Origin of the sequence: uncultured Campylobacter sp. (assembly GCF_937981295.1) — a bacterium.
Lineage (GTDB): Bacteria > Campylobacterota > Campylobacteria > Campylobacterales > Campylobacteraceae > Campylobacter_B.
In genome coordinates this window covers 1-26,876 of the sequence record NZ_CALJPC010000051.1, presented here as the reverse complement: position 1 = coordinate 26,876, position 26,876 = coordinate 1, and the positions used below count along the sequence as shown (strand labels likewise).

General features: G+C 49.4%; 26 protein-coding genes and 2 pseudogenes. 18 read left to right on the top strand and 10 right to left on the bottom strand.

The features are described 5' to 3' along the window. The 6 genes from eno to Q0135_RS04010 all read left to right on the top strand — a co-directional run. On the top strand, positions 1-1,181 hold a 1,181-nt coding region (gene eno, locus Q0135_RS04035; RefSeq protein WP_297988462.1), incomplete at its 5' end, for a phosphopyruvate hydratase. A 1-nt stretch (position 1,182) separates the two neighbouring features. Then, complete coding sequence (locus Q0135_RS04030; RefSeq protein WP_297988461.1) at positions 1,183-2,010, top strand: hypothetical protein; 828 nt, start codon at positions 1,183-1,185, stop codon at positions 2,008-2,010. Further along, positions 2,007-3,197 (top strand): hypothetical protein, encoded by a 1,191-nt coding sequence (locus Q0135_RS04025; RefSeq protein WP_297988460.1) that lies wholly within the window; start codon positions 2,007-2,009, stop codon positions 3,195-3,197. Before Q0135_RS04030 ends, Q0135_RS04025 begins: the two co-directional genes overlap by 4 nt. Before the next feature lie 9 nt (positions 3,198-3,206). Then, complete coding sequence (locus Q0135_RS04020) at positions 3,207-3,836, top strand: NAD(P)H-dependent oxidoreductase (protein ID WP_297988458.1); 630 nt, start codon at positions 3,207-3,209, stop codon at positions 3,834-3,836. Between the two features lie 329 nt (positions 3,837-4,165). Next, positions 4,166-5,254 (top strand): methyltransferase, encoded by a 1,089-nt coding sequence (locus tag Q0135_RS04015; protein WP_297988455.1) that lies wholly within the window; start codon positions 4,166-4,168, stop codon positions 5,252-5,254. After that, entirely contained in the window at positions 5,254-5,733 is a 480-nt protein-coding gene (locus tag Q0135_RS04010) for a hypothetical protein (protein WP_297988454.1), read from the top strand. The genes Q0135_RS04015 and Q0135_RS04010 overlap by 1 nt, the downstream gene beginning before the upstream one ends. A gap of 573 nt (positions 5,734-6,306) precedes the next feature. On the opposite strand, the gene Q0135_RS04005 is transcribed toward Q0135_RS04010, so the two are convergent. The 9 genes and pseudogenes from Q0135_RS04005 to Q0135_RS03965 all read right to left on the bottom strand — a co-directional run bounded on the left by Q0135_RS04005 (position 6,307) and on the right by Q0135_RS03965 (position 14,888). Continuing rightward, positions 6,307-6,615, bottom strand: coding sequence for a hypothetical protein (locus Q0135_RS04005; protein ID WP_297988452.1), 309 nt, complete (start codon positions 6,613-6,615; stop codon positions 6,307-6,309). Positions 6,616-7,206: 591 nt separating this feature from the next. Further along, positions 7,207-7,821, bottom strand: coding sequence for a hypothetical protein (locus tag Q0135_RS04000; protein WP_297902312.1), 615 nt, complete (start codon positions 7,819-7,821; stop codon positions 7,207-7,209). Between the two features lie 77 nt (positions 7,822-7,898). Further along, positions 7,899-8,750 (bottom strand): hypothetical protein, encoded by an 852-nt coding sequence (locus Q0135_RS03995; RefSeq protein ID WP_297988450.1) that lies wholly within the window; start codon positions 8,748-8,750, stop codon positions 7,899-7,901. 395 nt (positions 8,751-9,145) lie between these two features. After that, positions 9,146-9,835 carry a hypothetical protein gene (locus Q0135_RS03990; RefSeq protein ID WP_297988449.1) on the bottom strand — a complete coding sequence of 230 codons (690 nt, stop codon included), beginning with the start codon at positions 9,833-9,835 and terminating at the stop codon, positions 9,146-9,148. Next, entirely contained in the window at positions 9,835-10,896 is a 1,062-nt protein-coding gene (locus Q0135_RS03985) for a hypothetical protein (protein WP_297988448.1), read from the bottom strand. Before Q0135_RS03985 ends, Q0135_RS03990 begins: the two co-directional genes overlap by 1 nt. Before the next feature lie 132 nt (positions 10,897-11,028). Then, positions 11,029-12,144, bottom strand: coding sequence for a chorismate synthase (gene aroC / locus Q0135_RS03980; RefSeq protein ID WP_297988446.1), 1,116 nt, complete (start codon positions 12,142-12,144; stop codon positions 11,029-11,031). Positions 12,145-12,392: 248 nt separating this feature from the next. Further along, positions 12,393-13,055, bottom strand: a pseudogene (gene rnc, locus Q0135_RS03975) (ribonuclease III); the annotation flags it as partial. 407 nt (positions 13,056-13,462) lie between these two features. Further along, complete coding sequence (rnhA, locus tag Q0135_RS03970; protein ID WP_297988445.1) at positions 13,463-13,885, bottom strand: ribonuclease HI; 423 nt, start codon at positions 13,883-13,885, stop codon at positions 13,463-13,465. Further along, positions 13,863-14,888 carry a tetratricopeptide repeat protein gene (locus Q0135_RS03965; RefSeq protein ID WP_297988444.1) on the bottom strand — a complete coding sequence of 342 codons (1,026 nt, stop codon included), beginning with the start codon at positions 14,886-14,888 and terminating at the stop codon, positions 13,863-13,865. The genes rnhA and Q0135_RS03965 overlap by 23 nt, the downstream gene beginning before the upstream one ends. 60 nt (positions 14,889-14,948) lie before the next feature. On the opposite strand from Q0135_RS03965, the gene dnaG reads away from it, so the two are divergent. The 12 genes and pseudogenes from dnaG (at position 14,949) to Q0135_RS03905 (ending at position 26,630) form a co-directional block, all read left to right on the top strand. Next, positions 14,949-17,111: a DNA primase gene (gene dnaG / locus Q0135_RS03960; RefSeq protein ID WP_297988441.1), complete on the top strand. Its 2,163-nt coding sequence runs from the start codon at positions 14,949-14,951 to the stop codon at positions 17,109-17,111. A gap of 9 nt (positions 17,112-17,120) precedes the next feature. Beyond that, on the top strand, positions 17,121-18,104 hold the full coding sequence (locus tag Q0135_RS03955; protein ID WP_297988439.1) for an argininosuccinate synthase domain-containing protein: 984 nt from the start codon (positions 17,121-17,123) through the stop codon (positions 18,102-18,104). 37 nt (positions 18,105-18,141) lie between these two features. Next, positions 18,142-18,717, top strand: coding sequence for a hypothetical protein (locus Q0135_RS03950; protein WP_297988437.1), 576 nt, complete (start codon positions 18,142-18,144; stop codon positions 18,715-18,717). A gap of 101 nt (positions 18,718-18,818) precedes the next feature. Then, entirely contained in the window at positions 18,819-19,826 is a 1,008-nt protein-coding gene (locus Q0135_RS03945) for an AI-2E family transporter (protein WP_297942846.1), read from the top strand. A 101-nt stretch (positions 19,827-19,927) separates the two neighbouring features. After that, the gene (locus Q0135_RS03940) at positions 19,928-20,287 is read left to right on the top strand and encodes a nitrous oxide-stimulated promoter family protein (RefSeq protein WP_297988434.1); all 360 of its coding nucleotides are present in this window, start codon (positions 19,928-19,930) and stop codon (positions 20,285-20,287) included. A gap of 253 nt (positions 20,288-20,540) precedes the next feature. After that, positions 20,541-21,317 carry a hypothetical protein gene (locus tag Q0135_RS03935; RefSeq protein WP_297988431.1) on the top strand — a complete coding sequence of 259 codons (777 nt, stop codon included), beginning with the start codon at positions 20,541-20,543 and terminating at the stop codon, positions 21,315-21,317. Positions 21,318-21,378: 61 nt separating this feature from the next. Continuing rightward, entirely contained in the window at positions 21,379-21,945 is a 567-nt protein-coding gene (locus Q0135_RS03930; RefSeq protein WP_297988428.1) for a molybdenum cofactor guanylyltransferase, read from the top strand. After that, positions 21,935-23,074, top strand: coding sequence for a phospholipase A (locus Q0135_RS03925; protein ID WP_297988425.1), 1,140 nt, complete (start codon positions 21,935-21,937; stop codon positions 23,072-23,074). The genes Q0135_RS03930 and Q0135_RS03925 overlap by 11 nt, the downstream gene beginning before the upstream one ends. 246 nt (positions 23,075-23,320) lie before the next feature. Next, a complete protein-coding gene (locus Q0135_RS03920) occupies positions 23,321-24,247 on the top strand; it encodes a branched-chain amino acid transaminase (RefSeq protein WP_297988423.1) in 927 nt (308 codons plus the stop codon). Between the two features lie 8 nt (positions 24,248-24,255). Next, on the top strand, positions 24,256-25,335 hold the full coding sequence (locus tag Q0135_RS03915; RefSeq protein WP_297988420.1) for an SPFH domain-containing protein: 1,080 nt from the start codon (positions 24,256-24,258) through the stop codon (positions 25,333-25,335). A gap of 290 nt (positions 25,336-25,625) precedes the next feature. Next, positions 25,626-25,940: pseudogene (gene hisI / locus Q0135_RS03910) on the top strand (phosphoribosyl-AMP cyclohydrolase); the annotation flags it as partial. Positions 25,941-26,090: 150 nt separating this feature from the next. Then, positions 26,091-26,630: a phosphoribosyl-ATP diphosphatase gene (locus Q0135_RS03905; RefSeq protein WP_367272142.1), complete on the top strand. Its 540-nt coding sequence runs from the start codon at positions 26,091-26,093 to the stop codon at positions 26,628-26,630. Between the two features lie 10 nt (positions 26,631-26,640). Here Q0135_RS03905 and Q0135_RS03900 read toward each other — a convergent pair. Next, on the bottom strand, positions 26,641-26,876 hold a 236-nt coding region (locus Q0135_RS03900; RefSeq protein WP_297988417.1), incomplete at its 5' end, for a hypothetical protein.

Genomic DNA, 26,876 nt, shown 5'->3' with positions numbered 1-26,876 from the left:
CCGTGGCTCTAAGCGACGGCACCGTAGCAAGCGCGATAGTGCCAAGCGGCGCAAGCACGGGCAAACGCGAGGCGCTGGAGCTTCGCGATAAGGATGAAAGATACTGCGGCAAGGGCGTGCTAAAAGCGGTGGAAAACGTAAATTCTCAGATCGCCGAAGCCGTGATCGGGCTTGATGCATTTGATCAAAAGGCGCTTGATGATGAGATGAGAGAGCTTGACGGCACCGATAATTACTCAAATTTAGGCGCGAACGCCGTGCTTGGCGTATCTATGGCGGTAGCGCGCGCAGCGGCAAAGAGCCTTGACGTGCCTTTGTACCGCTACCTAGGCGGTGCGAACGCTAGCGTACTGCCCGTGCCGATGTTTAATATCATCAACGGCGGCGCGCACGCGAACAACAGCGTGGATTTTCAAGAATTTATGATTATGCCGTTTGGATTTGATAAATTTAGCGACGCGCTGCGAGCGGCGAGCGAAATTTACCACACGCTAAAAGGCCTTTTAAACGCGGCCGGCTACAGTACGGCAGTGGGCGACGAGGGCGGATTTGCGCCGAATTTAAACGATAACGAAGAGCCGATCAAGCTCATCATGCAAGCTATCGAAAAAGCAGGCTACAAAGCAGGCGAGCAGATCAAATTAGCCCTTGACGTCGCAGCTAGCGAGCTGTACGAAAACGGCAAATATAAACTAGAAGGCAAGGAATTTAGTAGCGAAGAGCTGATAGAGCGATATGCGCAGCTTTGCGAGAAGTATCCGATATTTTCGATCGAAGACGGCCTAAGCGAAGACGACTGGGCAGGCTGGGCGAAGCTAACGAGCAAACTAGGCTCTAAAGTGCAGCTTGTGGGCGACGATCTATTTGTAACGAATGAGAAAATTTTACGCGAAGGCATCGCCAAAGGCGTAGGCAACGCGATTTTAATAAAGCCAAATCAAATCGGCACGGTTAGCCAAACTATGCAGACGATCCGCCTAGCTCAGCGCAAAGGCTACCGCTGCGTGATGAGCCACAGAAGCGGCGAGAGCGAGGATAGCTTTATCGCGGACTTCGCCGTCGCGATGAATACGGGCCAGATCAAAACTGGCGCAACCTCAAGAAGCGAACGCAACGCCAAATACAATCGCCTGCTTGAGATCGAGCGCGAGACGGACGAGTTTTTGGGAAGCCGAATTTAAAATGTTTTTTAAAAAAAAGTCCAAGCGGGGCTTGAAAGGCGGCGCGCAGCGCACCTATACGGACGGAGCGGATTATACGGACACGCAAGGCGGATATTCAGACGCAGACTTTGACGAGGACGATTTTTTTGACGATGATGAATTTTATAGCGATGAAGATTTTAGCGGAGGCTTTAGCGAGGTAGGGGCTGGCTTCCGGAAAAATCGCAACGGAACCTCACACAGCGTAGACGAAACAGGCTCTGCCTCTGAAGCCACAAGCAGCAGCTCTAATTTAAGTGGTAAAAGCTCCGCTGCAAACGGAAACTACGAAGGCAGCACGCAAGCAGACGCGGGCTTTTACAGCGCGGAATTTATTGGGGGCGGCGATTTAAAGAGTGCAGAATTATACGCGAGAGAAAATCACTTTCCAAACGACGCGGATTTTGCGGCTCAGAGCGTAGAGCATGGCTTTAATGGCACGGGCTTTGCGGCGCAAGACATAAATTATGCCACGCAAGGATTTTCTTTTATGCCGCAGAACGCAGATCCTGCCGCTAAAAAAGCTTTAAAAAAGCGTAAAAATTTAAAAGAACGGCTGAATTTTATCAATCCGTTTTCACCGCTTAAGCAGATTTTTGCAGCTCTTGCGCTGATCGTCTGCGTTGTTTTTGCAGGCATCTTCGTGGGTGATGTGCTATTTGGCAAGCGATCGTTTGAAGTGCTGCGCCAGCTGCAAAAAGAAAAGGCGTTTTTATTCACCGACGTCGAGCGGCTAAAAGAGGAAAACGCTGAGCTGCAAAAGCTTTATTTAGAGCGTCGCTCGCTCGATCCGGACCTTAAAAAATGAGAAAAATTTCTTTGCTAATTTTAGGTCTTTGCGCTTTTTTAAACGCTGAGAATTTAAATGGCGCAAATTCAAACGCTACGAAACCTAGCATCGTCGCGGTAAAAGAGCAAAATTCTACCGATTTGGCGATTAAAGAGCCAAAAACAGGTGCGCAAAGCCCAAACGCTAAAAAGCAAGCTGTAATGAGACCTGAAACATCTAAAAGTCCTACCGCAGCAATCCAAAAAAGCGCCGCAGAAGCTAATTCTAGTATTAAAGCAAGCGCCGCCAAAAAAGCCGTGAGTGCACAGCTCTCGCAGACCGAAAAAAAAGCTCCTGGCCCCAAAGCGGGCATCGACGCTCCTTTGCAGGTCATTAAAACGGAGCTGAACTCTTCTGTGCAGCCTTCAGTTGCGACGCTTCCGCCTCCTGATGAGTTACCGATCGTGCCAGAAGTAAGCGAGCCAAATTCTACGATAGCGCAAAATTTCAAGGCGGCACAGAATTCTACAGCGCAAAATTCTACAGTGCAAAACTCCACTATGCAACAAAACGCGCAATCTGCTCCGCAAAATTCCAATCCGGCGCAAAGCTCCGCCGCCACGCCACAAAATACTCCCGTGCCTAAAAATTTTACGCAGCAAACCTTTGCGCTTCCTTCAGACGCTCTTACGATCGAAAGCTTAATTGTGCGATATAGGGACGACGACGGGGCTCTGCATGAAAAGATCGTTGATATCAATCGCTCGATTGATTGGCACGATGACTTCGTGCTAAGCGCTAGCGCCAAACCCGCGCTACATAGGGCACTGGACGTCTCGGTTACTTCGACTGATCCAAATTTACAAAAGCAGGCCTCGCAAAGTGGCATCACGCCTAGCTTCGCGCCGCGCCTGGAGCTGCCGTTAGAGACGCTTAAATTTGACGACGGATTAAAATTTGTCATCCGCAAAGACAGCGTGCAGCTCATTACCGCAGATGATTTCAAAAGCTCCGACGCAAATGCTTCTGGCACGCTTGAGGCGGAATTTTGGCGCCAAGAGATCCCGCTTAGCGGCGCGAGCTTTGCTGTAAATATCGGCGGCTTTAGCGACATCAACGTCACCAAAGAGGACGGCTACTACCGCATCGGCGTGCGCTCGCGCGAGGGCAACCTCAGCATCAGGCGCAAAGATGGCGGGTATTTGATTTACAAAAATTCTAATTAAGGAGAGACTATGACACATTTAGAGATTATGAAATTTCGCCATGCGTGCAAAATTTTTGACGAGAACAAAAAAATCGGTAAAGCCGATTTTGACGCCATTTTACAGGCAGGCATCTTAGCACCTAGTTCTACGGGGCTAGAGCAATGGGACTTTTTGGTTGTGCAAAACAAGGCGTTGCGCGAGCAGATCCGCGAAAAATCGTGGAATCAGCCGCAGATCACCTCTTGCTCACATCTGGTTGTGATTTTAGCAAAGATCAAGGACATAAAGCTGGGAAGTGATTATATCGAGCGAATGATTACGCGTAAAAAAGATGAAGCGCCCAAATATATCGGCGACAGGCATAAATTTTATCAAGATTTTTTAAGCGGTTATTTTCACAACGACGATGAGGAGCTATTTAATTGGTCGCACGCGCAGTGCATGTTCGCAGCACTTGCGATGATGAACGAGGCCGCAAGCCGCAGCATCGACAGCTGCCCTATGGAGGGCTTTGATCGCGTGGCGCTAAATGAAATTTTAGGCATTGATTGGAACGATCGCCGCGTGGCGCTACTCGTACCTTTCGGCTACCGCGTAAACCCGCAGCCGCAAAAGATCCGCCGCGGCATGGATGACGTAGTAAAGTGGATAGAATAAGCTGGCAAGTGCTTTTGAAGCGCTAAGCTTGAGGCGCAATAAATTCCAAAGTCTAGTGCGCGAAGCGGTACGCGCATTTTTTTAGAAATTTACCGCGCTTTAGCCTTTTTCGCACCCGCAAATCTTGTGCGGCGAGATTTAAAATTTTTCAGGATCTCAAAATAAAATCTATCTCAATAAACATACAGCTGCAAAACGACTTAAACTTTAAAACGGAATTTTAAAATTTCATCGCAAAATTCTAAGATGCGCGCAAATTCTTAGCGGGCGCAAGAAAAGTTAGAATTTTTTGCTAAAATTTTGCGAAATTTACATAAGCAGGATCAAAAATGAAACTTCCCAAACAGCTTTTAGATCGCTACGGCGCCGAGCGTCAAAGCGCGGGCGAGGCGCAGCGGACGGCGAATGAGATCGCCTTCGCGCCTGTAGTTTTTCAGGTAAGCAGGCTGATGAAAAAATTTGGAATTTTAAGCGCGCTTAATGAGGCACGTGACGGGCTAAGCATAGAAGAGATCGCGAAGAAGCTCTCGCTTAGCGAATACACCGTAAAGCTGCTTTTGGAAAGCTCGCTTAGCATCGGCACGGTGCTACTTAGCGGCGAGAGATTTCGGCTCAGCAAGGCGGGGTATTTTCTACTCACCGACGAGCTCGTCGGCGTGGATATGGATTTCATCCACGACGTGTGCTACGAGGGGCTATTTAGGCTCGAAGAGACGCTAAAATCGGGCAAACCCGAGGGGCTAAAGGTTTTTGGGCAGTGGGCTACGATTTATGAGGCGCTTTCGCATCTTCCGCCGCATGTGCGCAAGAGTTGGCTCGCGTTTGATCATTTTTATTCGGATTTGGCGTTTGAGCCCGCGCTAAAGATTATTTTTTCGCGCAAGACGGCAAAAATTTTAGACGTCGGCGGCAATACGGGGCGCTTTGCTAAGCGGTGCGTGGGCTACGACGAAAATGTGCGCGTCACGATAATGGATCTTGCGGGGCAGATCGCGCTGATGAAAGACACCGTCGCAGGCGCGCAGGGCGCTGAGCGTATAGAGGGGCTTGCGGCCGATCTGCTAGATCCTGCTACGCGCTTTCCGCGCGGCTTTGACGCGATCTGGCTCAGTCAGTTTCTGGACTGCTTTGCAGAGGAGCAGATCGTAAGCATCCTCTCGCGCGCAGCGGAGTCGATGAGCGAGCAGGCGCGGCTTTATATTTTGGAGCCGTTTTGGGACAGGCAGCGCTACGAAACCGCCGCGTATAGCATGACGCAGATCAGCGTATATTTCGCCGCGATGGCAAACGGCAATAGCAAAATTTATCACTCGGACGATATGATTAAATTTGCGCAGCGCGCGGGGCTTAAAATTTCACGGATCTACGACGGGCTGGGCGTCGGACACACGCTGCTGTGCTGCGAAAGGACGCGCTGATGGACGCGCGAAGCCTAAGCGCGCGGCTAAATAAGCCGATTAAAATTTTACTAGTGCTACTTGGAATCGGAATTTTGGCAAACGTGGCGGTGGAATTTTATGTGGAGAAACAACGCGGAGAGCTGGAGCGAAACTTCTGCGAAAGCAAACAGGTGCAAGATGCGCTAGCGCGGATAAACGAGGGCGCGCCGCGCAGGATCGACGATGCTACGACCCTAAAAGGCGCCGCATGCGAAGAGGGTAGCTTCATATACGATTACGCGCTAAATAGCTCGCCAAATTTAAACCTTAGCGCGCTGGATGCGGGCGATGCGGAAATTTTAAAAGAGATGCTGTTTGCCAAGGCAAAGGTCAGCTTTTGCAGCACGGAATTTTCGCAGCGCCTGTGGGAGCTCGGCAAAACGATGGTGTTAAATTACGAGATAGAGGGCTTACCGCCGATAAAAATCGCGCTAGATAAAAGCAGTTGTGCGCGGTGAATTGTAAAAACCCAAGTGAGGCATTTGATGAGCCGCGTTTTGTGTGGCGGCGCGTTGGCAGCTGGTGCCTCTGCAAGCTTGTGAGTAAGCTCATGCTTTACGCAGAATTTTATGTGAGCAGGTCGCGGATAAAATTTAGCAAGATCTCATCGCAGCAAGTGTAGCATAATAAATCATAAAATTCTGACTCGAAATCTACGATGCTATTTCAAATAAAATTCCGCGCAAATTATAGAATTTCGCGTTAAAGCTTTATGCGGTATTTGCGTTGCTACACAGATATAATTCCGCGTGAAATAGTAAAATTTTAATGAAAAACGCCACTGGCAGAACCTAACGCATTAGATCGCGGCTCAAAAAGGACTCGCGCGTTTTAGCGCTTTGTGATGGCGAAATACACGCTGATATTCGCCATGCTATACGCAGCGGCGTGTTAAAAGTCAAGCAGAGATTTTAACATGTTACTTTTGCGCAGGCGAAATCGAAAGCGAAGCGGATAAATTTTAAACGGATGCTGCGCGGGCGAGCAGGCAAAGGCTCACGCCGCGCTAAATTTTAAATCCCGCGCAAGCCCTACTTGCAGTCGCTAGGCCTAAATTCTACTCTTATAAATTCTTCGCCACTTTTTATCTTATAGCTCCATATCGCGCTGTTTATTAGCGGACGCATTACCTTCATCTGGTTGCAAAAAATTTGCTTATTTTGGCTATCTATGACATTTTGTATCACGGTTTTTTGATCATTTCCGACACTGTCAAATTTCATCCCCATGCCGTCATTTAGCTCGTAGTTATAGATGAAGCTGCCATCTTTGCACTCGGCGCCCGTTAACGTCGTAATCTCGTCGACTCGCATCGGCGCACTCTTATTGATACCTTCCACAGCCGCTTTGAGCTGGACATTATCGCAGCTTGGTGCCGCAAAAAGCGCCGCGAAAACAAACGGAAGCAATAAAACTTTTTCATAATTCTCTCCTTAAAAAATTTAGTAACGATATAAAAATTAATATTAATCGCTGCTTTAAATTTAGGGCGAATTTTTTGGTGCTGCGAATATGGAATTTTATGTAAGCGTAGCAGCGAACGCGAAAAGTTTATTTGCGGAGCTTAGCCCTAAAAAACGTAATTAGGCAGTATGTCAAAGTGCGGAATTTATTGGCTCGCCGCACTTAAATACAAACTGCTGAGTTAAATTTCATAGTGCATTTTACGGAATTTACCCAGCTTGCGGGATTAAATTTGATACCTAGAGTGCTGGCAAACTCGATATCAAAATCCAATCCCCCAAATGAGTAAATACCGCAAGAAAGCGCGTCTATGGGAGCTTTAAAGCCATGCTAATTATATCGCAGAGCTTAGGCGCAACGATCCGCAAGTGCGTGTCGTAAGATCGCCGCGACAAATTTTACCACAAGATGGCGGGCAAAAATAATCGACCAGATGCCGCTTACCACGCACAAAGGCGCAAGCGCGATTAGTTATCGTTGATTACGTCCAAAATTTCTCTAGCGTGCACGGCGTAATCATTCGCCATCGATTTTTGAAAGATCCCGCCGATCTGCGCGTATGAGCCCTGACCGCCGCCGAAGAATTCCTCCTCGCCGAAGTTGCGCTCGTTTACGGCGATATTTTGGTTGTAGATCGGCTTTCCGTTTTTAAACATTTTTAGACGTAGATTGTAGCGCACGTAGGGCTTTGCCGAAACATCGATGCCGTCGGAGCTGTAAAAGCCAAAGCCGAATGAGCTAAGCTCAGGCGCGATAACGAGCCCTTTACCTTGCAGCGCTTTTTCGTCGTCGGTGACGCTTACGCGCCTTAGGTAGGTGCCGAAGAAGCGCTTTGCCTCGCCTGCGACGAACTCGCCGACGTCGATTTTAAGCTCATCGTCTCTGCCTAACTTCGAGCTTGCGACGTAGCTTTTTGTCCCCATTAGCTCGCCAGGGATGTAAATGAGCGCGCTTTGCATGGCGTTAGTCGCGCTTATAGTGTCGTCAAACGGCGCTACATCGGCGTTTTGATTAAACTGCGCTTCATATGCGCAACCGCTAAAAAGCGCGCAAACTATTGCGGCTAGAAAGAAATTTTTCATTGTTTGCTCCGTGTAAAAATTTTTGTAATTCTACCCCGCGGGTCTAAATTTTACGCTGAAACGGGCGTAATCGCTCTTTAATCCAAGCTAAAAAATCGCCTAAGCTTTCGCTTAAACGTGTCTTTTGGAATTTGCGTATCTCCGAAATCATCGCTCCAAATTTCATTTTTATCGGTAAACAAGCCTTTATTCTGCGCCTGCGGCATAAAGACCACTTTATCCGTAACTTGGACGCCCTTTTGCTTAAAATACTCTAATATCTCATCCAGATCCCGCCTAGAATATATATTTATAAGGAAGTAATTTCTATTTTTGAACCTTAACACGATATTTTTGTGGATTAAGCTTAAAGGTTCCCTTGCCTTCATCAGCGTATAAATTTTAAACGGCAAAATAAATACTATGAAATTTATCGTATGATATAAAAACAATACAACCTTTCCTATGTGTACCCCTATGGACGACTTTTTATACAGCTCGTATGACGAAAAATAGTGAAATCTTCCGTAGCTATCATATAGCTCTGATATAATGCAAAAGCTTATTTTATTGACATCGCAGGCATTGCAAATTTTTATTACTTCCTCTTTCTTGACAAAATAAAAATCATTCAACGCCTGATTTAGTGATCCGGGCTTATCGTCGAAAGCATTTATATAGCTGATTTTATTATTTTCCAATAAAAAATACGCGGGACTGCCCTTTCTTTTAATAGGCCAAAGTAGCGTAGCCGGCAACAATAAAAAGACCACTACGATAAACATAACTAAATCGGCACTAAAATGCGTGTAAAATTCTAAGTTTAACGGAGTAACTTCTAAATTGAATATTTTATATAAGCAACCGAGTGAAAGAAAAAGAACGATATTGTTTTGAAAGTAAACCGCTCTGTCTATGATTTTGATCGGCTCTTTGTCGTAATCCCTCATAAAATTCCTTTTTGGTATGATTTTTGACGAAGCGCATTTTATCACCGCCTCGCTTTCGACGCGTTTAAGAGCGTAGGATATTTGCGGAGGCGCTTGCGGCGAGGCGAGTTGCGACGAGCGGCGATCATCCTCGTTAAGCGGACGGACAATGTGAATCCTTGCGACTAATTATGAGGCTTTTTAGACACAGAGCGAGCTTGTTTGCGACTACTTAGAGGACTACTTCGAGTACCAAACGATCTCATCTGCGACTGCTGAGGACGGAATTTTGCTCGAAACCTAACCCTAATCTTGCCGTGAAATACTCGCGCAGTATCCGCCTTTGCGCTTCGTTTACGTTTAGCTTTATCCAGACATCCCGCGGGTCTAAATTTTACGCTGAAAACCGAAAAATTTCACGCCTTAATGTCGTAGCTGAAATTTTTCAAAAAATATATGCGTAAAGCTTCACGCTCGGCGCGGCTAGGACGGATGCAAAAAAATACCGCCGAGCCCGTATCGTCCTTGCCGCGCAGTAGCAGGCAGTCGCGCAGTCGTAGCCTCGCTCGTCCGTCTAACCTTCGCGCGACGATGAGCTTTGAAGCGATCAAAATAGCAAAAATGCCCGCCGCTGCATAGATCGCAGCCTCGGCAAAGCCGAATTTGATCGTCAAAAACACGCCCGCGACGTATGCGAAAAGAAGCAAGAATTTTAAAATTTCTTGCAGTTTCAAAAACTTCTCGTAGCTTAGAAACGGCACGCGAAACGTCCGCACGAAGCCGAACGATGGCTCTATCAGATCGACGCATCCAAGCATAAGATCGTATTTGTCTAGCCCTCTGCGAAAGGATATTTTAAGCTCGTCAAATTCCACGCGCGCCGCCTCTTTGCTACTGCTTCGCAGATAAAGTAACGCCAAAAACATAAAAACGATCGTCAGGCTGGGCTTGGCTCGCTGCGAGCGTAGCGGGCTGTCCGTGTAAAACAGCTCCCCCGATCCGCCGATGTCCAAAGAGATAAAAATACAAAAAAACGCAAGGATAGAGGCGGAGAAAATTCTATAAAATGTATCGTCGCAAATGAGGCTGAATTCGGGCTTTTGCATTAGTTTTTATATAGCGGCGCGTCGGTGATTTTAAATCTAAATTTATTGTCTGCGCCGATAAATTTCACGAAGCTCGCTACATCAAATCCCTGCTGCGGCGCGCTTAGCGGCGGCTTAGCAAGGATCTCGAAGCTTAGACCTGCGTAGTTGAAAAACTTGCCGCAGCGCCGAAAACCGTGCCTGCCGTAGAATTCTATACGGCGCAGGCGCTGCGCGAGATTGGGCGCGTCCTCGTGCGGCGGCTCGACGTCAAGGACGATTTGCGCGCGCGGATTTTGCTCGGAGATGAGCGCGAGCAACCTTGAGCCGATCCCCAGCCCGCGAAATTTCACATCGATGCCGAGATAGGCCACGTAAAAAATCTCGCTCTCTCCGCCGCTTGGAATTTCACTCTCATCGTAGCGCGAAATTCCGCTTTCTGCGGCGATCGATGGAATTTTGCCATCTGCGGCGTTTAATGAAATTTCATCCCTTCCGGCGCTTGATAAAATTTTGCCGCCCGCACCGCAAATCGAACAGTCTGCAGCGGTTAAAATTTTGCTATCTGCGCTCGCGTTTAAAATTTCATCGCCGCCCAGAGGCTGCGTTTTTTGACCTGCGATTTTACCGCTTGCAACGCTAAAAAATTTTGCTTCTGAAAATTTTACTTTGCCGCTTGAAATTTCATCTCCTGCGCTTTCAAATTCCGCGCTGTTATGGGCTTTGGATCTTAAAATTTTATCCGCATTGAGGCGAGGCGGCGGCTGTTTGTGGTGCGAAATCGCGCGCTTGTAGGTCTGCTCGGTTCTATAGACGAAAAAGCCAACCAGCTCCTCGCCGTTTAAATTGTGCGCCGCCGCGCTTGAATGCTCGCTCGCCGCCGCATGATTTTTATCAGCTGCGCCGCCAGTACTTAGGGCGCTAAAATCCTCGAAAATCGCCGCGATTTCAAGCTGTCCTTTGCGCGACATTTTTAAGAAATTTTTTATGCTGATACGCTCGATTTCGGGGAACGCCGCGACGTTAATCGCCTCTATGCGCGCGATCAGCGCCGAGTCCTCGCCGATACGCTCAAGTCTCATTTTGCCCTCCTTGTCGCGATAGGCCTACCGCGTAAATTTAAAATTTGCCCGCCTAGCTCGCGGGAATTTCATCGCTCGGCCCTTGAAATTTCATTAAATTTCGCAAAATTTCGCCGCACCGCCCGTCTAAATTTAATCCTCGCCGTAAATTCGCTTTAAATTTCCCAGCGTCGCGCTTGCGTTTAGCAGCAGCGCATCGGCGATCGCCAGCCGCGCCATCGCGGTGGCTACGACGCTGCCGCGCACGGCGATACACGGATCGTGCCGCCCGCGCAGCTCGCAGATCGCGTCTGCGCCGTGCACGTCCACGCTGTGCTGCGCCATAAAAATACTCGGAGTGGGCTTAAAATGCGTCGCAATCTCGATAGGCGCGCCGCTGCTTATACCGCCTAAGATCCCGCCTGCGTTGTTGCTTGCAAAATTTGCGCCGATCTTGCCGCCGTTGGTGCGGATCAAATTTTTACTAGCGTGCATAAAATCGTTGTTTTCGCTGCCTTTTAGCGTGCTTACTTTCACTCCAGCGCCGATCTGCACGGCCTTTACGCCGTTTATGCCCATCAGCGCGCCCGCAAGCGTCGCATCCAGCTTGCCGTACAGCGGCTCGCCGAGCCCCGCAGGCACGCCCGTGACGCGCGTTAGCACGCAGCCGCCGATACTATCGCCAGCATTTTTGACGCTTAGAATTAACTCCTTCTGCGCGCCCTCCACAGCGGGATCGAGCGCGAAAATTTCGCTATTTTGCGCAAAATCAAAATTTAAATCTTTGGCGTAAATTTCGCCCACGCCGTAAATCCCGCTTTTTACGGAAATTTTAAAGTGATTTAGCAAAATTTGCGCAAACGCTCCCGCAGCCGCGCGTACGGCGGTTTCGCGCGCGCTTGCTCGCCCGCCGCCTCGGTAATCGCGCAGTCCGTATTTGGCAAAATATGAAAAATCGGCGTGTGCGGGGCGGAAAATATCCTTTAGATTTTCGTAGTCCTTCGAGTGCTGGTTTGCGTTGCGGATGATAAATCCGATCGGCGCGCCGGTGCTGCGACCGTCAAAAATCCCGCTTAAAATTTCGATCTCGTCGGCTTCTTTGCGCGGCGTAGCGTATTTGCCGCCCGGCTTGCGGCGGTCAAGCTCGCTTTGGATATTTGAAATCTCGATCGCCACGCCTGCCGGAAAGCCGTCCAAAACGCCGCCGATCGCCGCGCCGTGGCTCTCGCCGAAGGTGCTAAGGCGCAATCTCTCGCCGAAGGTGTTCATAGCGCGTCTCCTTGATCGCCGCTGCTTTGTTTATCCGTATCACGCCCGCTTCGCTCATTGCTTTTTTTAGCGCTCGGCGTGCCGCCCGATGTGCCGGCGCGATCGCTCTTTGCGCTGCCCCGCGCTCGTCCGCTGCTGCCTTGTGAGCCTTTTTTGTCGTCCTGAGCGCAGTTCGCGCGGCTTTGTGCTTCGCTATCGCATGCTGTTTGCTCGCTATTTGTCGCGCTAGTGCCGTGTGAGGCGCTGCTTTGTAAAAGCTCGAGCGCAATTTGCGCGCATTTTTGCTCGGCCTCTTTTTTGCTCGCTCCCACGGCGGATGAGAGCCGCCTGCCGCCAACAAGCGCCGCCATTTCGAAGCTTTTTTTGTGATCGGGGCCGCTCGAGCCCAAAAGGACATATTCGGGCGTGACGCCGAATTTTGCCTGCGTGAGCTCTTGCAGCGCGGTTTTGTAGTCTTTAACGAGCTCGTTAAAGCTGATGCGCGGATAGAGGATTTCTAAGATTGCGGTCGCGATGCGGGCCGTGTTTTGCAGCCCGCTCTCAAGATAGACGGCGCCCATTATCGCCTCAAAGGCGTCCGAAAGCAGCGATGGCTTCTCGCGCCCGCCGTTGCGCTCCTCGGACAGCGACATATTAAGGTTCTCGCCGATGCCCAAAAATTTTGCAAATTTAGAAAAGCTGCTTTCGTTCACGAGTGCGGCGCGCAGCTTGCTCAGATCGCCCTCGTCGCTGCTAAATTTTTTGAAAAGATACTCGCCCACGATCAGATCCATCACCGCATCGCCTAAAAATTCTAGCCTCTCGTTGTTGTGTCCGTTTTTGGCGCTTTTGTGCGTAAGAGCGATCTTGAGGTGGGTTAAATTTTTAAATTTATAGCCCAGTTTTTCTTGTAATTTTTCTAAATTTTGCATTATCAACCTTTTTATAAAATTCTATGAAATCCGCGGCAACTCGTATGCAAATGGCGCCTGGTGCGAAGGAAACCCGTGCAAGCGGAACGAACGAGTGCAGGACCTGCGCTAAATTTGCACTAATACGGCGAATAAAATTTAAACGTGCCCGCCAATTCTAACGTAAACCGCGATAAGGCTCACTTGTCGCAAACGAAATCCGCACTAAAAATAGACCCGCCGAGAATATAAGTCGCACTAAAGCCTGCTCGCTGCTAACGAAATTTCCGCCAAAGCTCGATTGCGTGAACGAATGCGCTAAAACCGGCTTCGGGCGATAAAATTTACGCCGAAGTGGCTCTGCGTGCAAAGCAAACGCGGGCAAATCCATGCTTAATCCGCATAACCGTGAGCTTCGCCGTAGAATTTCAACCCTTTATCGCTTCCGCCGCCGCGCGAGCCATAGCGTCGCACTCCTCGTTTTGCGGATGACCCGCATGCCCCTTGACCCACGAGGCCTTGATCTCGTGAGTCGCCGCCGCCGCAAGGTATCTGCGCCACAGATCCGCGTTTTTCTTGCCCTTAAAATCGGTAACGACCCACTTTGCGAGCCAGGAATTTATCGCCTTTACGACGTATTCGCTATCGGTAAAAAGCTCGACGCGGCAGGGCTGCTTAAGCGCGCTAAGTCCCATTATAGCGGCGGTTAGCTCCATTTGATTATTGGTAGTCATCGCTTCTGCGCCGCTTGCCTTTTTTATCGCGTCGCCGTATTGCAGTATGTAAGCCCAACCGCCTGCTCCTGGGTTTCCGAGACAGCTGCCGTCGCTAAAAAGTTTGACCGATTTCACCGGTTTTCTCCGAAATTTGCGCTCTGATCTCCATGCTACCTAGCTCGTAGCAGACCGGACAGCGGTGTGAGAAGAGCCCCACCGAGCTTTTGCACTTCGCGCAGGTGTAGCTAAAGCTAAGCCCTGCGTCCTCAAAGCCCGCGTCTTTCATAGCCATAAGCGCGTTGATCTCAAAAATTTTACTCGCGCTCTGCGGCTTTTGATCGCTTTTTCCAAGCGCGTAAAAAAGCGCATTGTACTCCGCATCCTGCGTATTTACCGCCGCAGGGAAATCATAGATCAGATCGATTGCCTGCTCGATCGGCGGGAAGCGGTCAAAGCCCTCCATAGGCTCTTTGTTTTTGATAAAAAGCTCCATGCAGAACCGCCCCGCGCCTTTGAAGTTTAGCTTTGAAATTTTAGCGATCTTCTTGTTAAACGGCGTATTGGCGTCGTTTGCGATGATTTGCGCGCGCTCGAACTGGCTTTGAGCATATACTTCGGTGTCCTGTTCGCGCAGCGCGTCAAGCACCTCAAGCGCTTCATTAAAGCGCTTCAGCCGCTCATAAATCACCGTAAGATGCGTAAGAGCCTCTTTGTTTCTGGGGCGCAGCTTCAGTGCCTGCAAAAACACCTCTTCGGCACGCCCTAAAAAGCCCGCTTTGAAATATACGATACCGAGATTGGTGAGGATAAACTCCCTCTGCACGCCGCCGCTAGCCTTGCCTAGCGCGATTAGATAAATTTCTATCGCGCGCTCGAAGTCGCCGCTTTTGACGAAAGAGCTAGCTAAAATTCCAAGCGTAGGGATATCGATTTGCGGGCTTGCTAAAAGCTGCCTGTGCTCGGTGCTAAGCGCGTCTAGGGTGTCAAATTTTTTGATAAAATTCTCTAAACTCTGCCTCTCGTTTTTTTTAGAAAAAACTCCCCAAATGTAGCTTAGAATCGACACTAGCAAGATTATGCTTATCAGCATGATAAGCCCGAAAATCGGGTCGCGATCGTCTAAGAAAAAATTATCCAAATCAAACCTCGTCGCAAAAATAAAGGGCAATTATAGCAAAGTGCGGGTATAATTTCGCTTATGATTAAAAACGAAAGCATAGAAAATCTGCTGGCCACCGTAGATATCGTAGACGTCGTAGAAAAATATGTCCCGCTTAAGCGCAGCGGCGCAAATTTCGTGGGCGTCTGCCCCTTTCACGACGATTCGCACCCGAGCATGAGCGTGAGCTCCAAGCTTGGAATTTTTCACTGCTTTTCGTGCAAGGCGGGCGGCAACGCGATTAAATTTATCCAAGATTACGAAAAGATAAGCTTCCCTGAAGCGGTCGAAAAGCTTGCGGGGATGTATAATTTCGCGCTGCAATACACCGGCGCCAAAGTCCAGGAGCGCAGCGAAGAGAAGAAGGTGCTCGGGATTTTAAACGCCTACTATCAAAGCTGTCTTTATCAAAACCCCGCCGCCGTAAAATACCTGCACGAGCGCGGACTGAGCGATCAGAGCATTCGCAAATTCGGCCTTGGTTACGCTGGAGCTAGCGCGCAGACGATCAGGGTTTTACAAAACGAAGAAATTCCGCCGCAAGACGCGCTAAATGCGGGCGCAGTGAAGCAAAACGAGCGCGGGCTTTATGCTAGCTTCATCGAGCGCATCACCTTTCCGATCTACAACCACGCGAGCAAGCTCGTGGGCTTCGGCGGTCGCACGATAAGCGATAATCCCGCTAAATACGTCAATTCGCCGCAGTGCGCGCTGTTTGATAAATCTAAAATTTTCTACGCATTTGACCTTGCAAAAAAAAGCGCGATCGCCAAAAAAACCCTCATCATCACCGAGGGCTACATGGACGTCATCATGCTGCATCAAGCGGGCATCGACAACGCCGTAGCGGTGCTCGGCACGGCGTTGACGCCCGCTCATCTGCCGCTTATAAAGCGCGCGGAGCTTAATGTCGTGCTTAGCTTCGACGGCGACGCTGCGGGCATCAATGCGGCGATAAAATCGGCGCGGCTTTTGTGCCTGAACAAGATCGACTCAAGTGTCGCTATAATCGGCGGCGGCGCCGATCCTGCGGATATGATAGTCGCGGGCAAGGTGCGCGAGCTAGAGCAAATTTATGCTAGCGGCATGGAGAGCGGGGAGTTTCTGATCCGAAGAATCGCTAAAAAATACGACCTCGCCCGCCCCGTGCAAAAAGAAGCGGCGCTAAATGAGATCAAAGAATTTACCGCAGCGCTCGGCCCCGTGCTCGCCGAGTCCTATCAGAGCCTAGTGGCGCAAATTTTAAATGTCTCGCCCGGCTCGTTCAACCTCGCCGACGGCGGTAAAAATTTCGGCGCGGGCTTTGAGGGGCGAAATTTTAATGAGAGCGGAAGCTTCGGCTTTCGCGATTTCGGCTCTTACGGAGGGCGCGGCGCAGACGGCAGGGGCGGTGCGAGCGGGGGTTTAAACGGCGGAAATTTTATTCGTACGCAAAACACGGCGCGCTATGAAAGCTCTGCGCCGCCTGCGGCTTCGGCGAGGGGCGGGCGGACGCTACTGCGCCGCAAGGAGATCGCGGAACTTCAGATCATAAAATCGATGCTGCTTGATGGCGAGATGGCACAGCTCGGGCTCGGTTGCTTGGAGCGGCGCGATTTTCGCATGCACGGCGATATTTTCGAGGCGTTTTTGGCTTTCGCTCGCAGCGGCGGGAATTTTAAAAATTTCATCGCGGGCAAGGGCGGCAATGCGGATAGTAATGCGAGCGAAAATTTTACCGCAGGCGGCGCGGGAGAAAATTTTATCCGTAGGGAGAGCGCAAATTTAAAAAGCGGCGAGAATTCTAGCGAGCAAAATTTTAACGGGCAGGGCTCTGCGGACGCCGTAAATTTAAAAGGCTCCTCCGCGCAGCAGGGCGCAAGCAGCGGCGAGAAGCAAGAGAGTGCAAATAACGGAGAGAGACGGAGCTCAAGCATCTGCGCAAATCAAGGCAAGAGGGAAGCCGCCGCTCAAAATGTTCAAAGCACTCAAAATGCCCAAAATGTCCAAAACGCCGAAAGCGAAGCCCTTGAAAATCTGCGCGCGCTCGCGCTGGACGATGAAATTTTGCCGATCGGCGGCGCGGCGCTTTTTAACGACGCGTGCAAAATTTTACGCCGCAACGCCCTGCAAGATCTGATGCAAAAGCTCAAAAACTCCGACGCGCCCGACAAGATCGAGCGGATCTTGGAGTATCAAAAAAAGATCAATCAACTCAAGTAAAGGAACGAAATGAAGGCATTGGCGCTCTTTAGCGGCGGGCTTGATTCCATGCTCGCGGTCAAACTCATCGTCTCGCAAGGCATCGAGGTGCTCGCGCTGAATATGGATATCGGATTTAGCGGCAAGGACGATAAGAGCGAGATCATGCGCCGCAGAGCCGCAGCCGCGGGAGCGAATTTTAAAAGCGTTGATATCAGAAGCGAATATCTGCGGCAGGTGCTTTTCGAGCCCAAATACGGCTACGGCAAGCACTTCAACCCCTGCATCGACTGCCACGGATATATGTTTAAGACCGCACTTGCGATGCTGCAAAGCGAAGGGGCGAGCTTCATCATCACAGGCGAGGTGCTCGGACAGCGCCCGATGAGCCAGCGCGCGCAGGCTCTGGCTCAGGTCGGCGGGCTTAGCGGCGATGAGGAGGGGCTGATCCTGCGTCCGCTGTGCGCGAAGCTGCTGCCGCCCACGACGCCCGAGATCAAGGGCTGGGTCGATAGGAGCGCGCTGCTTGACATAAGCGGGCGCGGGCGCACTAGGCAGATGCAGCTCGCGGCGGAGTTTGGCTTTGAGGATTACGAAACGCCCGCGGGAGGCTGTCTGCTGACCGTGCAGAGCTTCAGCGAGCGGATCAAGGATGCGGTAAAATTTGAAAATATCGAAACGCCCGCGGACGCTGAAATTTTAAAATTCGGGCGCCATCTGCGCCTACCTGAGGGCGCGAAGCTCATAATCGGGCGAGATGAGAGCGACAACAAAAAGCTTGCCGCAGTGCAAAATCCAAAATTTAGCGAGATAAAATTTAAAGATGGCGTCGTGGGCGCGCTAAGCCTGCTAAGCAGGGGCGCGAGCGAGGCGGATAGAGAGCTTGCGGCGAGGCTGGCGCTAACATACGCCAAAACGGACGCCGCTCGCCGCTACGCCCTGCTCATAGATGGCAGCGAGCTGAGCGCAAGCCCGTTTGAGAGCAAGGATGCTGCGCGCGAGTATTTTGTATGATAAGCCATGTCAATAAATATAGGGATTGGAGTGCAATATGAAGCTTGAACGTTTTCCCGGTATAAATATTATAATTGAAGAAAAACGTGTTGTTTTTGAATTAAAAATTAAAAACCAAAAATCTGTATATATGTGCCACCCATTTACAAATAACACTGGAGATATTGCGTTTGTTGATAGCATAAAATTCTTAGAATTATGGCGTAATAGTAAAATTGATGTAGATAAAGAAATAAGCAATAAAACGGAAGATGGTTGGCGAAACGATTACAAATATAGTTGGGCAGAAGAGGGCTTTAAACAGGGTCTTGGTAATCCTGTGCCATTGGCTAGAGTTTGTTGTTATTCTGATGAGTATTATGTACCAATAAAAGCAAGATGTATTCCGTTTTTTAAAAAGAAATATGTGAAAGAAACAAAATACGCTTGTTCATTTTCTGACGGAATAACACATACTATTTGGCTGCTTTCTAATGGAGTAAAATCATTTCCAGTACATTTAAGCTCTTCCGATGAGACAAAAATATTGGCAAAATTTGCAGGTATTACAGAAAATTTTTATTATATAAAGACAGAAATTCAAAGTGAACTGAATTTATGGGATAAGAAATAATATATAAAATTTTAGTTATAAATTTATAGAATTTTAGTTAAAATCCTTTCATCAAAATTTCGCGTAAAAGCTCTGCGAAAATGTCAAATTTAGGAGAATCTTTGAAGCTTCAAATGTCCTTGATGTCGGTTGCTTGCGTCGTAATCATCCTGGCTGGTCTTAAAGCCGCACAGGCTATCGTCGTGCCATTTTTGCTAGCTATTTTCATCACGGTGCTCGTCTCGCCGCTGGTGCTTTATGTCCAAAAGATCCGCGTCGGGCGTGTTTTTAGCTTCCTCATCATCACTTTTGCTTTCGTAGCGATTATAGTGTTTTTCGGCGCAGTCATCTTTGATGCGATCAAGGAATTTTCAGCGCGCCTACCCGAGCTGCAAGCAAAATTTGAAGAGGTGCTAGGAGGCGTGAGTGCGAAGCTCTCTCGATTCGGCATAGAGCTTAACGCCGCAAGCCTGGGCATCGATCCGAGCGAAGCCGCCGCACAGCTATCTGCGCTACTGCGCAAAACAGGCTCGATAGTCTCGACGGGATTTTTCATTTTTATAATGGTTTCATTTATGGTCTTTGAAAGCTCCGTGATCGACGAGAAAATCCGCTATTTTTCGCAAAGTAGCCGCGCTACGCACACTTTTGTGAAGAAATTCGCCTCCAGCCTCAAAAAATATCTGCTAATCAAAACTATCGCTTCAGCTTGCACCGGTGCGCTCATCGGGCTTGGGCTGTGGGCTCTTGGCGTCCCATATGCCGCGCTGTGGGGGATTTTAGCTTTCGTGCTAAATTTCATCCCCACCATTGGCTCGATCGTAGCGGTCTTTCCGACGCTTTTCGTGACATTAGCTACGATGGATATAAGCTCTAGCATCTGGACTATCGCAATCTATTTAGTCGTAAACGTAGCGATCGGAAATATCATCGAGCCACGATTTTTAGGGCAAGGGCTTGGGCTTTCAACAATCAGCGTGCTTGCGGGGCTGCTGCTGTGGGGCTTCGTGCTTGGTATCGGCGGGCTATTTTTGGCTGTACCGCTTACGATGAGCTTGCAAATCGCGCTTGCCTCAAATGACAAAACACGCTTCATCGCGACTCTATTAAGCAACAAGGTCGAAAGATAAAGCGAAATTCCGCGGAATTTTAAAATTCTATAAATTCTAGCTTGAGCGCGCTCAAGAGTATTTTTGTCTCTTTTGGATAAAATCCGCCCAAAGGATCAAATATGACTAGCGAAAAATTTATTTACGAAGTAAATACGGTGACGAAATTTATCCAAATTTACTGCGATGGCAAGCATACGGACGCGCCTAAAAAAGATGGCGCTGTGCTTCATGACTACAAAGACGATAAGGGGCTAGTGCAGACGCACTTTCATCTCTGTAGCGACTGCGAGCGAATGCTACGCTATGCCTACGCGCGCCTTGGTGCCTGCCCGCATACCGAAAAGCCGCGCTGTCACCACTGCCCGCATCCGTGCTACGAGCGTGAAATGTGGGTAAATATGGCTAAGATGATGAAATATAGCGGCATGAAGCTTGGGCTTACGAAGATCAAAAAGCTTTTTTCGTTTAGAAAAAGCTAACTTGCGCTGGCAATTTAGCTAGGATTTGTGGATAAAATTTATCTCTGAAAACCCGCTTCATCTCTACACAAAAAAGTATAAAAAAGTGGCGTGAGAAGAAGTACAAAAAGATATAAAAATCAATCAAAATGCTAAATCTTAGCGCGTAAAATTCTGCCTCGCAAACACAAATCCTCCGCAATCCTTGATAATAAATAATTAAATTTGAGTTTATAGTTTTAAGTTAGAATTGTGCCCAATCAAAGGAGAAAATATGAAGGTCATTACCATCGCGGTCGTTAACGGCAGGGTCGTAAACGAAAAGGAATTAATCGCGTCTATCGCCGATTATGACGATTTTACCGCGGTTGCCGAACAACTCCGCAAAGGGCTGAAATCGAGATATTTTACATCTAGAGAGCATGCGAGGATCTACAAAAAAATCAGCGTCGAGACGGGCTTTAGGCGCGTGCGATTCGACTACAAACCGTATAAAGATAAAATTTCAAATCTTATTGCCGAGGGCTACACCGTCAAGGCGATCCTAAAAAAGATCGGCGAGGAGGACGAAGTATTTAAAAGCGCCGTCACAGCCGCAGGGCTTACGCACTTCATCTCCGTGACGTTCAAAGATGAAAAAACAAGACTTCGCGCAACCGCCAAAAAAAGCGAAGATTTCTTATACGCGTATCGCTTCGAGATAAAGAAAATGCACTTCCAAGGCGTTAGCAATAAAGAAATTTTAAAATATATGAAGGCTCATTACGAAAAGGATTTTGCTAAAGTAAGTGAGCGCGATATAGCGGCTTTTATCGAGGCAAACGCGGTGCTGGATACCGACCGCAAACTCTCGCTGTATAAAAAGCCGAGCCTTTATGATCCGCATTTTAGCGAGATTATGAAGCTTTACGCAAGCGGTATGCGCGTCTATGACATCTGGAAGACGCTTAAAGCCAAATACCCGGAGTTAGCCAAGCTTCAGGCGCCGAGCCTTTATCAGTTCATCGCAAATAACGCCCTTGGCAAAGCCAAATATATGCAAAAAGACTGATATGTTCGCGCTTTTTGTAAATTTTACTTTCAAATTTAAAATTTCGCCGCGATAAAGATCGATGAAAGCCGGTGAAATTTCTATGAAAACCTGCGTCATTCTCTGCGGCGGCAAAAGCTCGCGTTTCGGCAGCGACAAAACGTTGTTTCCATTCCGCGGGCATCCCAGCATGACGCACTTTCTTTTCTCGCGCTTAAGCCGCGAGTTTGAGCGGGTTTTCGCCTGCGCCAAAAGCTCTAAATTTAACCCGCCGCTTCCTATGATCTACGACGAATTTGAGGATTTTTCGCCGATGGGCGCGCTGTATTCGGCGCTGAAACCATTTAGCGGCGAGCGCATTTTTATCATCCCCGCCGATATGCCCTTTGTAGAAATTTCCACCATTCGCGCGCTTAACGAGCAGGAGGGGCAAATTTGCGTGGCGGGCGACGAAGCGCACAGACACAGCCTGTGCGGATTTTTTGACGCGGATCTAGCGCCGCGCGCGCTTGAGCTCTACCGCGCGAAAGAGCATAAGATCGGCACGCTCATCGATCGCGCAAATTCCAAAGTGCTAAATTTCAAAAACAAAGAGCAGTTTTTAAATATAAATTATCAAAACGATTTAAAGGGCGTAGATGAGATTTAAAGCTTTAGCGCTCGCGCTTTGCGCCATGAGCCTAGCCGCGCAAGACCTGACCGAGCTGTACGCAAAGGCCGGCGAATACGAGGCCAGGGGCGATTATAAAAACGCGATGATCTATTACAAAAAGATCGCCGCAGCAAGCCTAGCGGAAAGAGGCGAAAAATCGCGCCTAAAAGTCGCAGAAAATTCTACCTCGTCCGCAGAAAACCGCGCTTCGCACGATGATACCGCCGTTTTAAGCTCTGCGGTGCCGCAAAATTCTTTAGCACAAAATTCCGCCACGCCAAAACCTGTCGAGCCACATTCTACTTCGTCAAATTTCGCAGACGCAGGCTCGGCTGCGTCAGGCTCCGCGTCAAATTTAGCATCATCAAATTCCGCCTCGCTTTCGCAAAATTCCACTGCGTCAAATTCCACGCCGCAAGGCGAGCAAAATGGTCGAAATTTTGGATTTTTAGGGCTTAAATACTACGAGCCGATCTACATGCTCTTTACTCACGATTTTAGCAAAAAACCCGATCGCAAGGCGGATGAGCTGCATTTTGAGTTTAGCTTCGAGCGCCCGATTGCCTACGACGCGCTGGGGTTTGGAGAGAAAATTTCATTTGCTTACGCGCAAAATTCCTGGTGGCAGATCACGCAGGATAGCGCCCCCTTTCGCGAAAGCAACTATCGCCCCGAGCTATACGTTAGCGCGCCGGTGCCGTTTGCGGACGAGCTAAAGATAGGCGCCATGCACGAATCAAACGGCAAGGGCGGCGAGGAATCGCGCTCGTGGAATAGGCTCTACGCGCAAAGCACCTGGAGCGCGGACGGATTTTCTATCACCCCCAGAGCGTGGTATGCGTTTTGGCTGGACCGCACGAACGAGGACATCGCGGATTATATGGGCTACGGCGATCTGCGCGCGTCATACACCTTCGGCAAGCAGCGACTTAGCGCTCTGTGGCGAAATAATCTGCATTTTGACGGCAGTAACCGCGGCGCGATCGAGCTAAACTATAGCTTTCCGATCTTTAACAGCGGATTTTACGGCTATCTGCGTTACTTCAACGGCTACGGCGAAAGCCTCGCGGACTACAAACGCAGCGTCAATAAGATCGGCATCGGGCTTTCTTTCGTAGAATTTTAAGAGGCGAAGCCTGGATTAAAAAGCTTGAAATTCTGCGGCAAAATTTTATCCGCATAAAATATAAAATTCGCAGCTTTTTGCTCTACGCCGCTAAATTTTAAAAAGCAAAATTTAGCGATGCAAATCGCCTTAGATTTCGCGGACGAAATTTCGCCTACCGTACCGAATCCTCGCAGGTAGAATTTCTTAGAAATTAATATTCTTTTAGCTAGAATTACGGATTAAATTTCATCAAAGGATCAAGAAATGGCACAAATTCAAGAGGCCGAGCTCATCTGGAAAGACGGCAAGCTAATCCCATGGGCGGAGGCCACTACTCACGTTTTGACGCACTCTTTGCACTATGGAAACGCCGTATTTGAGGGCGTACGCGCTTATAAAACCGACAAAGGCTACGCGATTTTTCGCTTGGACGAGCACACTGCCCGCCTTGAAATTTCGGCAAAACTCTGCCTAATCAAGCTTCCGTTTAGCTTCGAGCAGCTCCGTAAGGCTCAGATCGACGTCGTCGCAAAAAACCGCTTCGATCAGACCGTCTATATCCGCCCGCTTGCATACTTCGGCTACGGCTCGATGGGCGTTTCGTCTACGAACTGCCCGGTAAACGTCATCGTCGCAGCGTGGCAATGGGGCGCATATATGGGCGAAGAGGCGCTACGCAAAGGCATCAAAGCCAAAATTTCATCGTGGATGAAGCCGGCGCAATTTTCGATGATGGCAAAAGCCAAGGCGAGTGCGAATTATTTCAACTCGCAGATGGCAAATTTCGAAGCGGTCAATGCGGGATACGATGAGGCGATACTGCTCGATCCGCAGGGCTTCGTCGCAGAGGGGCCGGGCGAGTGCCTATTCATCGTAAAAGATGGCGCCATCATCACTCCGCCGAACGATACCAGCCTGGAGAGCATCACTCAAAACTCGGTCATCGAAATCGCGCGTAGCCTGGGCTACGAAGTCCGCAGAGAGCGCATCGCTCGCGATCAGCTCTATGCCGCGGACGAGGCGTTTTTCACCGGCACCGCCGCGGAGGTCACGCCGATTAGTAACATCGACGGTAGGATCATCGGCAAGGGCGAGATGGGCGAGATCACGAGCCGCTTGCAGAAGGCGTATTTCGCCGTCGTTACGGGCAAAGACCCGAAATTTGAGCACTGGCTCACATACGTTAAATAAGGACGCGCATGCCAGCGGATTTGAATGATTATTTTAATAAGAAAAACAGCGACAAAAAAGGCGGGAATTTAAATTTTAAAATTCCTAATTTCGGAGGGATGGGCAAGTTTAGCGGCGTGCTTTACGTGATAATCGCGCTAATCGCGCTGCTCGTGATTGCAAAGCCCTTCGTCACGATCCAATCGGGCGAAGTGGGGATCAAGTCAAATTTAGGCAAATACGATCCGACGCCTCTTGGCGCGGGGCTTCACTTTTTCGTGCCGTTCATACAGGACGTATTCGTCGTAGATACTCGCACGCGTATCATCAACTACACCAGCAGCGAAGATATGAGCGCAGGTATCGCCACTAAAAGCGGTACCGCGGGCGGTATCATTAGTAAAAACTCGCTTTCGGTGCTAGACTCGCGAAATTTGCCCGTCAGCATCGACATCACCGTGCAATACAGGCTCAATGAAGCCACGGCGCCCAACACGATCGCCGAGTGGGGCTTTTTATGGGAGGATAAGATCATCGATCCTCGCGTAAAGGACGTCGTGCGTAGCGTCATCGGCAACTATGCCGCTGAGGAGCTGCCTACCAAACGCGACGAGATCGCTAGAGCGATCGACGACGGCATCCGCAAAAATATCGAAGCACTGCCGAATTCGCCCGTAGATCTGCTAGCCGTGCAGCTTCGCGAGATCATCCTGCCGGCGAAGGTAAAGGAGCAGATCGAGAGCGTGCAGATCGCCAAACAGGAGGCTGAGCGCACCAAATACGAGGTCGAGCGCGCAAATCAAGAGGCGCTTAAAAAGGCTGCTCTTGCCAAAGGTAACGCAGACGCCGTCAAAATCGAGGCTCAAGGTCGTGCCGATGCCGCCAAGATCGAGGCCGACGCGCAAGCCTACGCCAACAAAGAGGTCGCAAAGAGCTTGGATGCAAATCTTTTAAGCCTCAAGCAGATCGAGACGCAGGCTAAATTTAATGAGGCGTTGCGCGAAAACAGCGACGCAAAAATTTTCCTAACGCCGGGCGGCGCGGTGCCTAATATCTGGGTCGATACGAAAGATAAGGCGAAGCAAAGCGCCATCGAGCGGGAAAATTAAAATTCCAGGCGGTTATGCGCCCCGATTTCGCGAGATAAATTTAATAGCGAGTTGCTCCTGGCGCATAAGCCTAACTCGCGATTTTGCGAGCTAAACTTAGCAGCGAGTGAAAGCTCGTGACGAGCAGAACTCGCGCCCGTCGCAGCTTAAGTCTAGCGGTCGCTTAAATTTAGCCGCTAGGCTTGTCCTTTAAATTTACGAGGCTCGCCGCTTCGTAAATTCATAACTCAAATTCCGCGTGCGGCAGCTAAATTTAAAGCGTGCGCGACTTCGCAAACTAAGGATCAAAGATGAAGGTAGATTGGCAAAAATTAGGCGGGCTACTCCCCGCGATCGTGCAAGATGCGGGTGACGGCGTGGTTTTGATGCTCGCGTATATGAACGAAGAAGCATTAAATTTGACGCTGAGCACCGGCTACGCGCACTACTTCTCGCGCAGCAAGGGGCGCATCTGGAAAAAGGGCGAAGAGAGCGGGCACGTTCAGCTCGTGCGAGAGGCGTTTTTGGACTGTGACAATGATACGTTGTTACTTAAAGTAGAGCAATGCGGCGGATCCGCCTGCCACACCGGCGCGCGAAGCTGTTTTTTCAAAGAGATTTCGCTACAAAAAGGCGGCAAAAATTTCGATAGTTCGATCGCTTGCGGCACAGAAAATTTCGCAGAGTACGGCTCTGCAACCTCTCTCGCGCAGAAAAATTCCGCGAATTCCCACGTAGGGCAAAATTCTACAGACTACGACAGCTTGCAGAATTTAATGCCTAAAAATTCTACCGATGGTAATCAAAACTCCGCAATGCGAAGCCCCGCTGCGGCAAATTCCACTCTAACAAATTCCGCCGCAGAGCGCAGCGAGCAAAATTTAGACGCCGTCTCGCAAAATTCTACGCTCGAAAACTCCGCAGAAAAAAGCCCGTACGGCATTTTGGACGAAATTTATCACGTCTGCTTGGATCGCAAGCTAAACGGTGAGTCCGCGCTATCCTATGTCGCCTCGCTCTACGCGAAGGGCGAAAACGCCTATCTCAAAAAGATCGCCGAGGAGGCGTGCGAGTTCACGCTAGCGTGCAAGGACCTCTCGCGCAGCGAGCTTTACGCAGACGTAGCGCGCGAGGGCTTCGGCGAACACAGAGCGGACGAGCCACGATACGACGTGATTTACGAGGGAGCGGATCTTTTATTTCACCTTCTGCTCGCGCTTGCGGCGCACAATATCCACCCGGACGCCCTACTTGACGAGCTAGCGCGCAGGCAAGGACAAAGCGGCATCGAGGAAAAGCGTCGCCGCGAAAAATGATGCGTAAAATTTAATCGTGAAGACGTCTTTTCCGCTCGCCCGCTTTGCGCGGCGAGCTAAATTTAAAAAGCAGTACCGAAACTCTACGCCGAATTTCAACGATGAAAGTATATTTCAACCGCGCTATTGCCGCAAAATTTAATCGCACGACGCGAGATAAAATTCGCGCTATAAATTTCAGCGCCTTGCGTAAATCGTAAAATTTCACTAAAATTTTAAAATCAAATTTTAAAGGATAGCTGATGA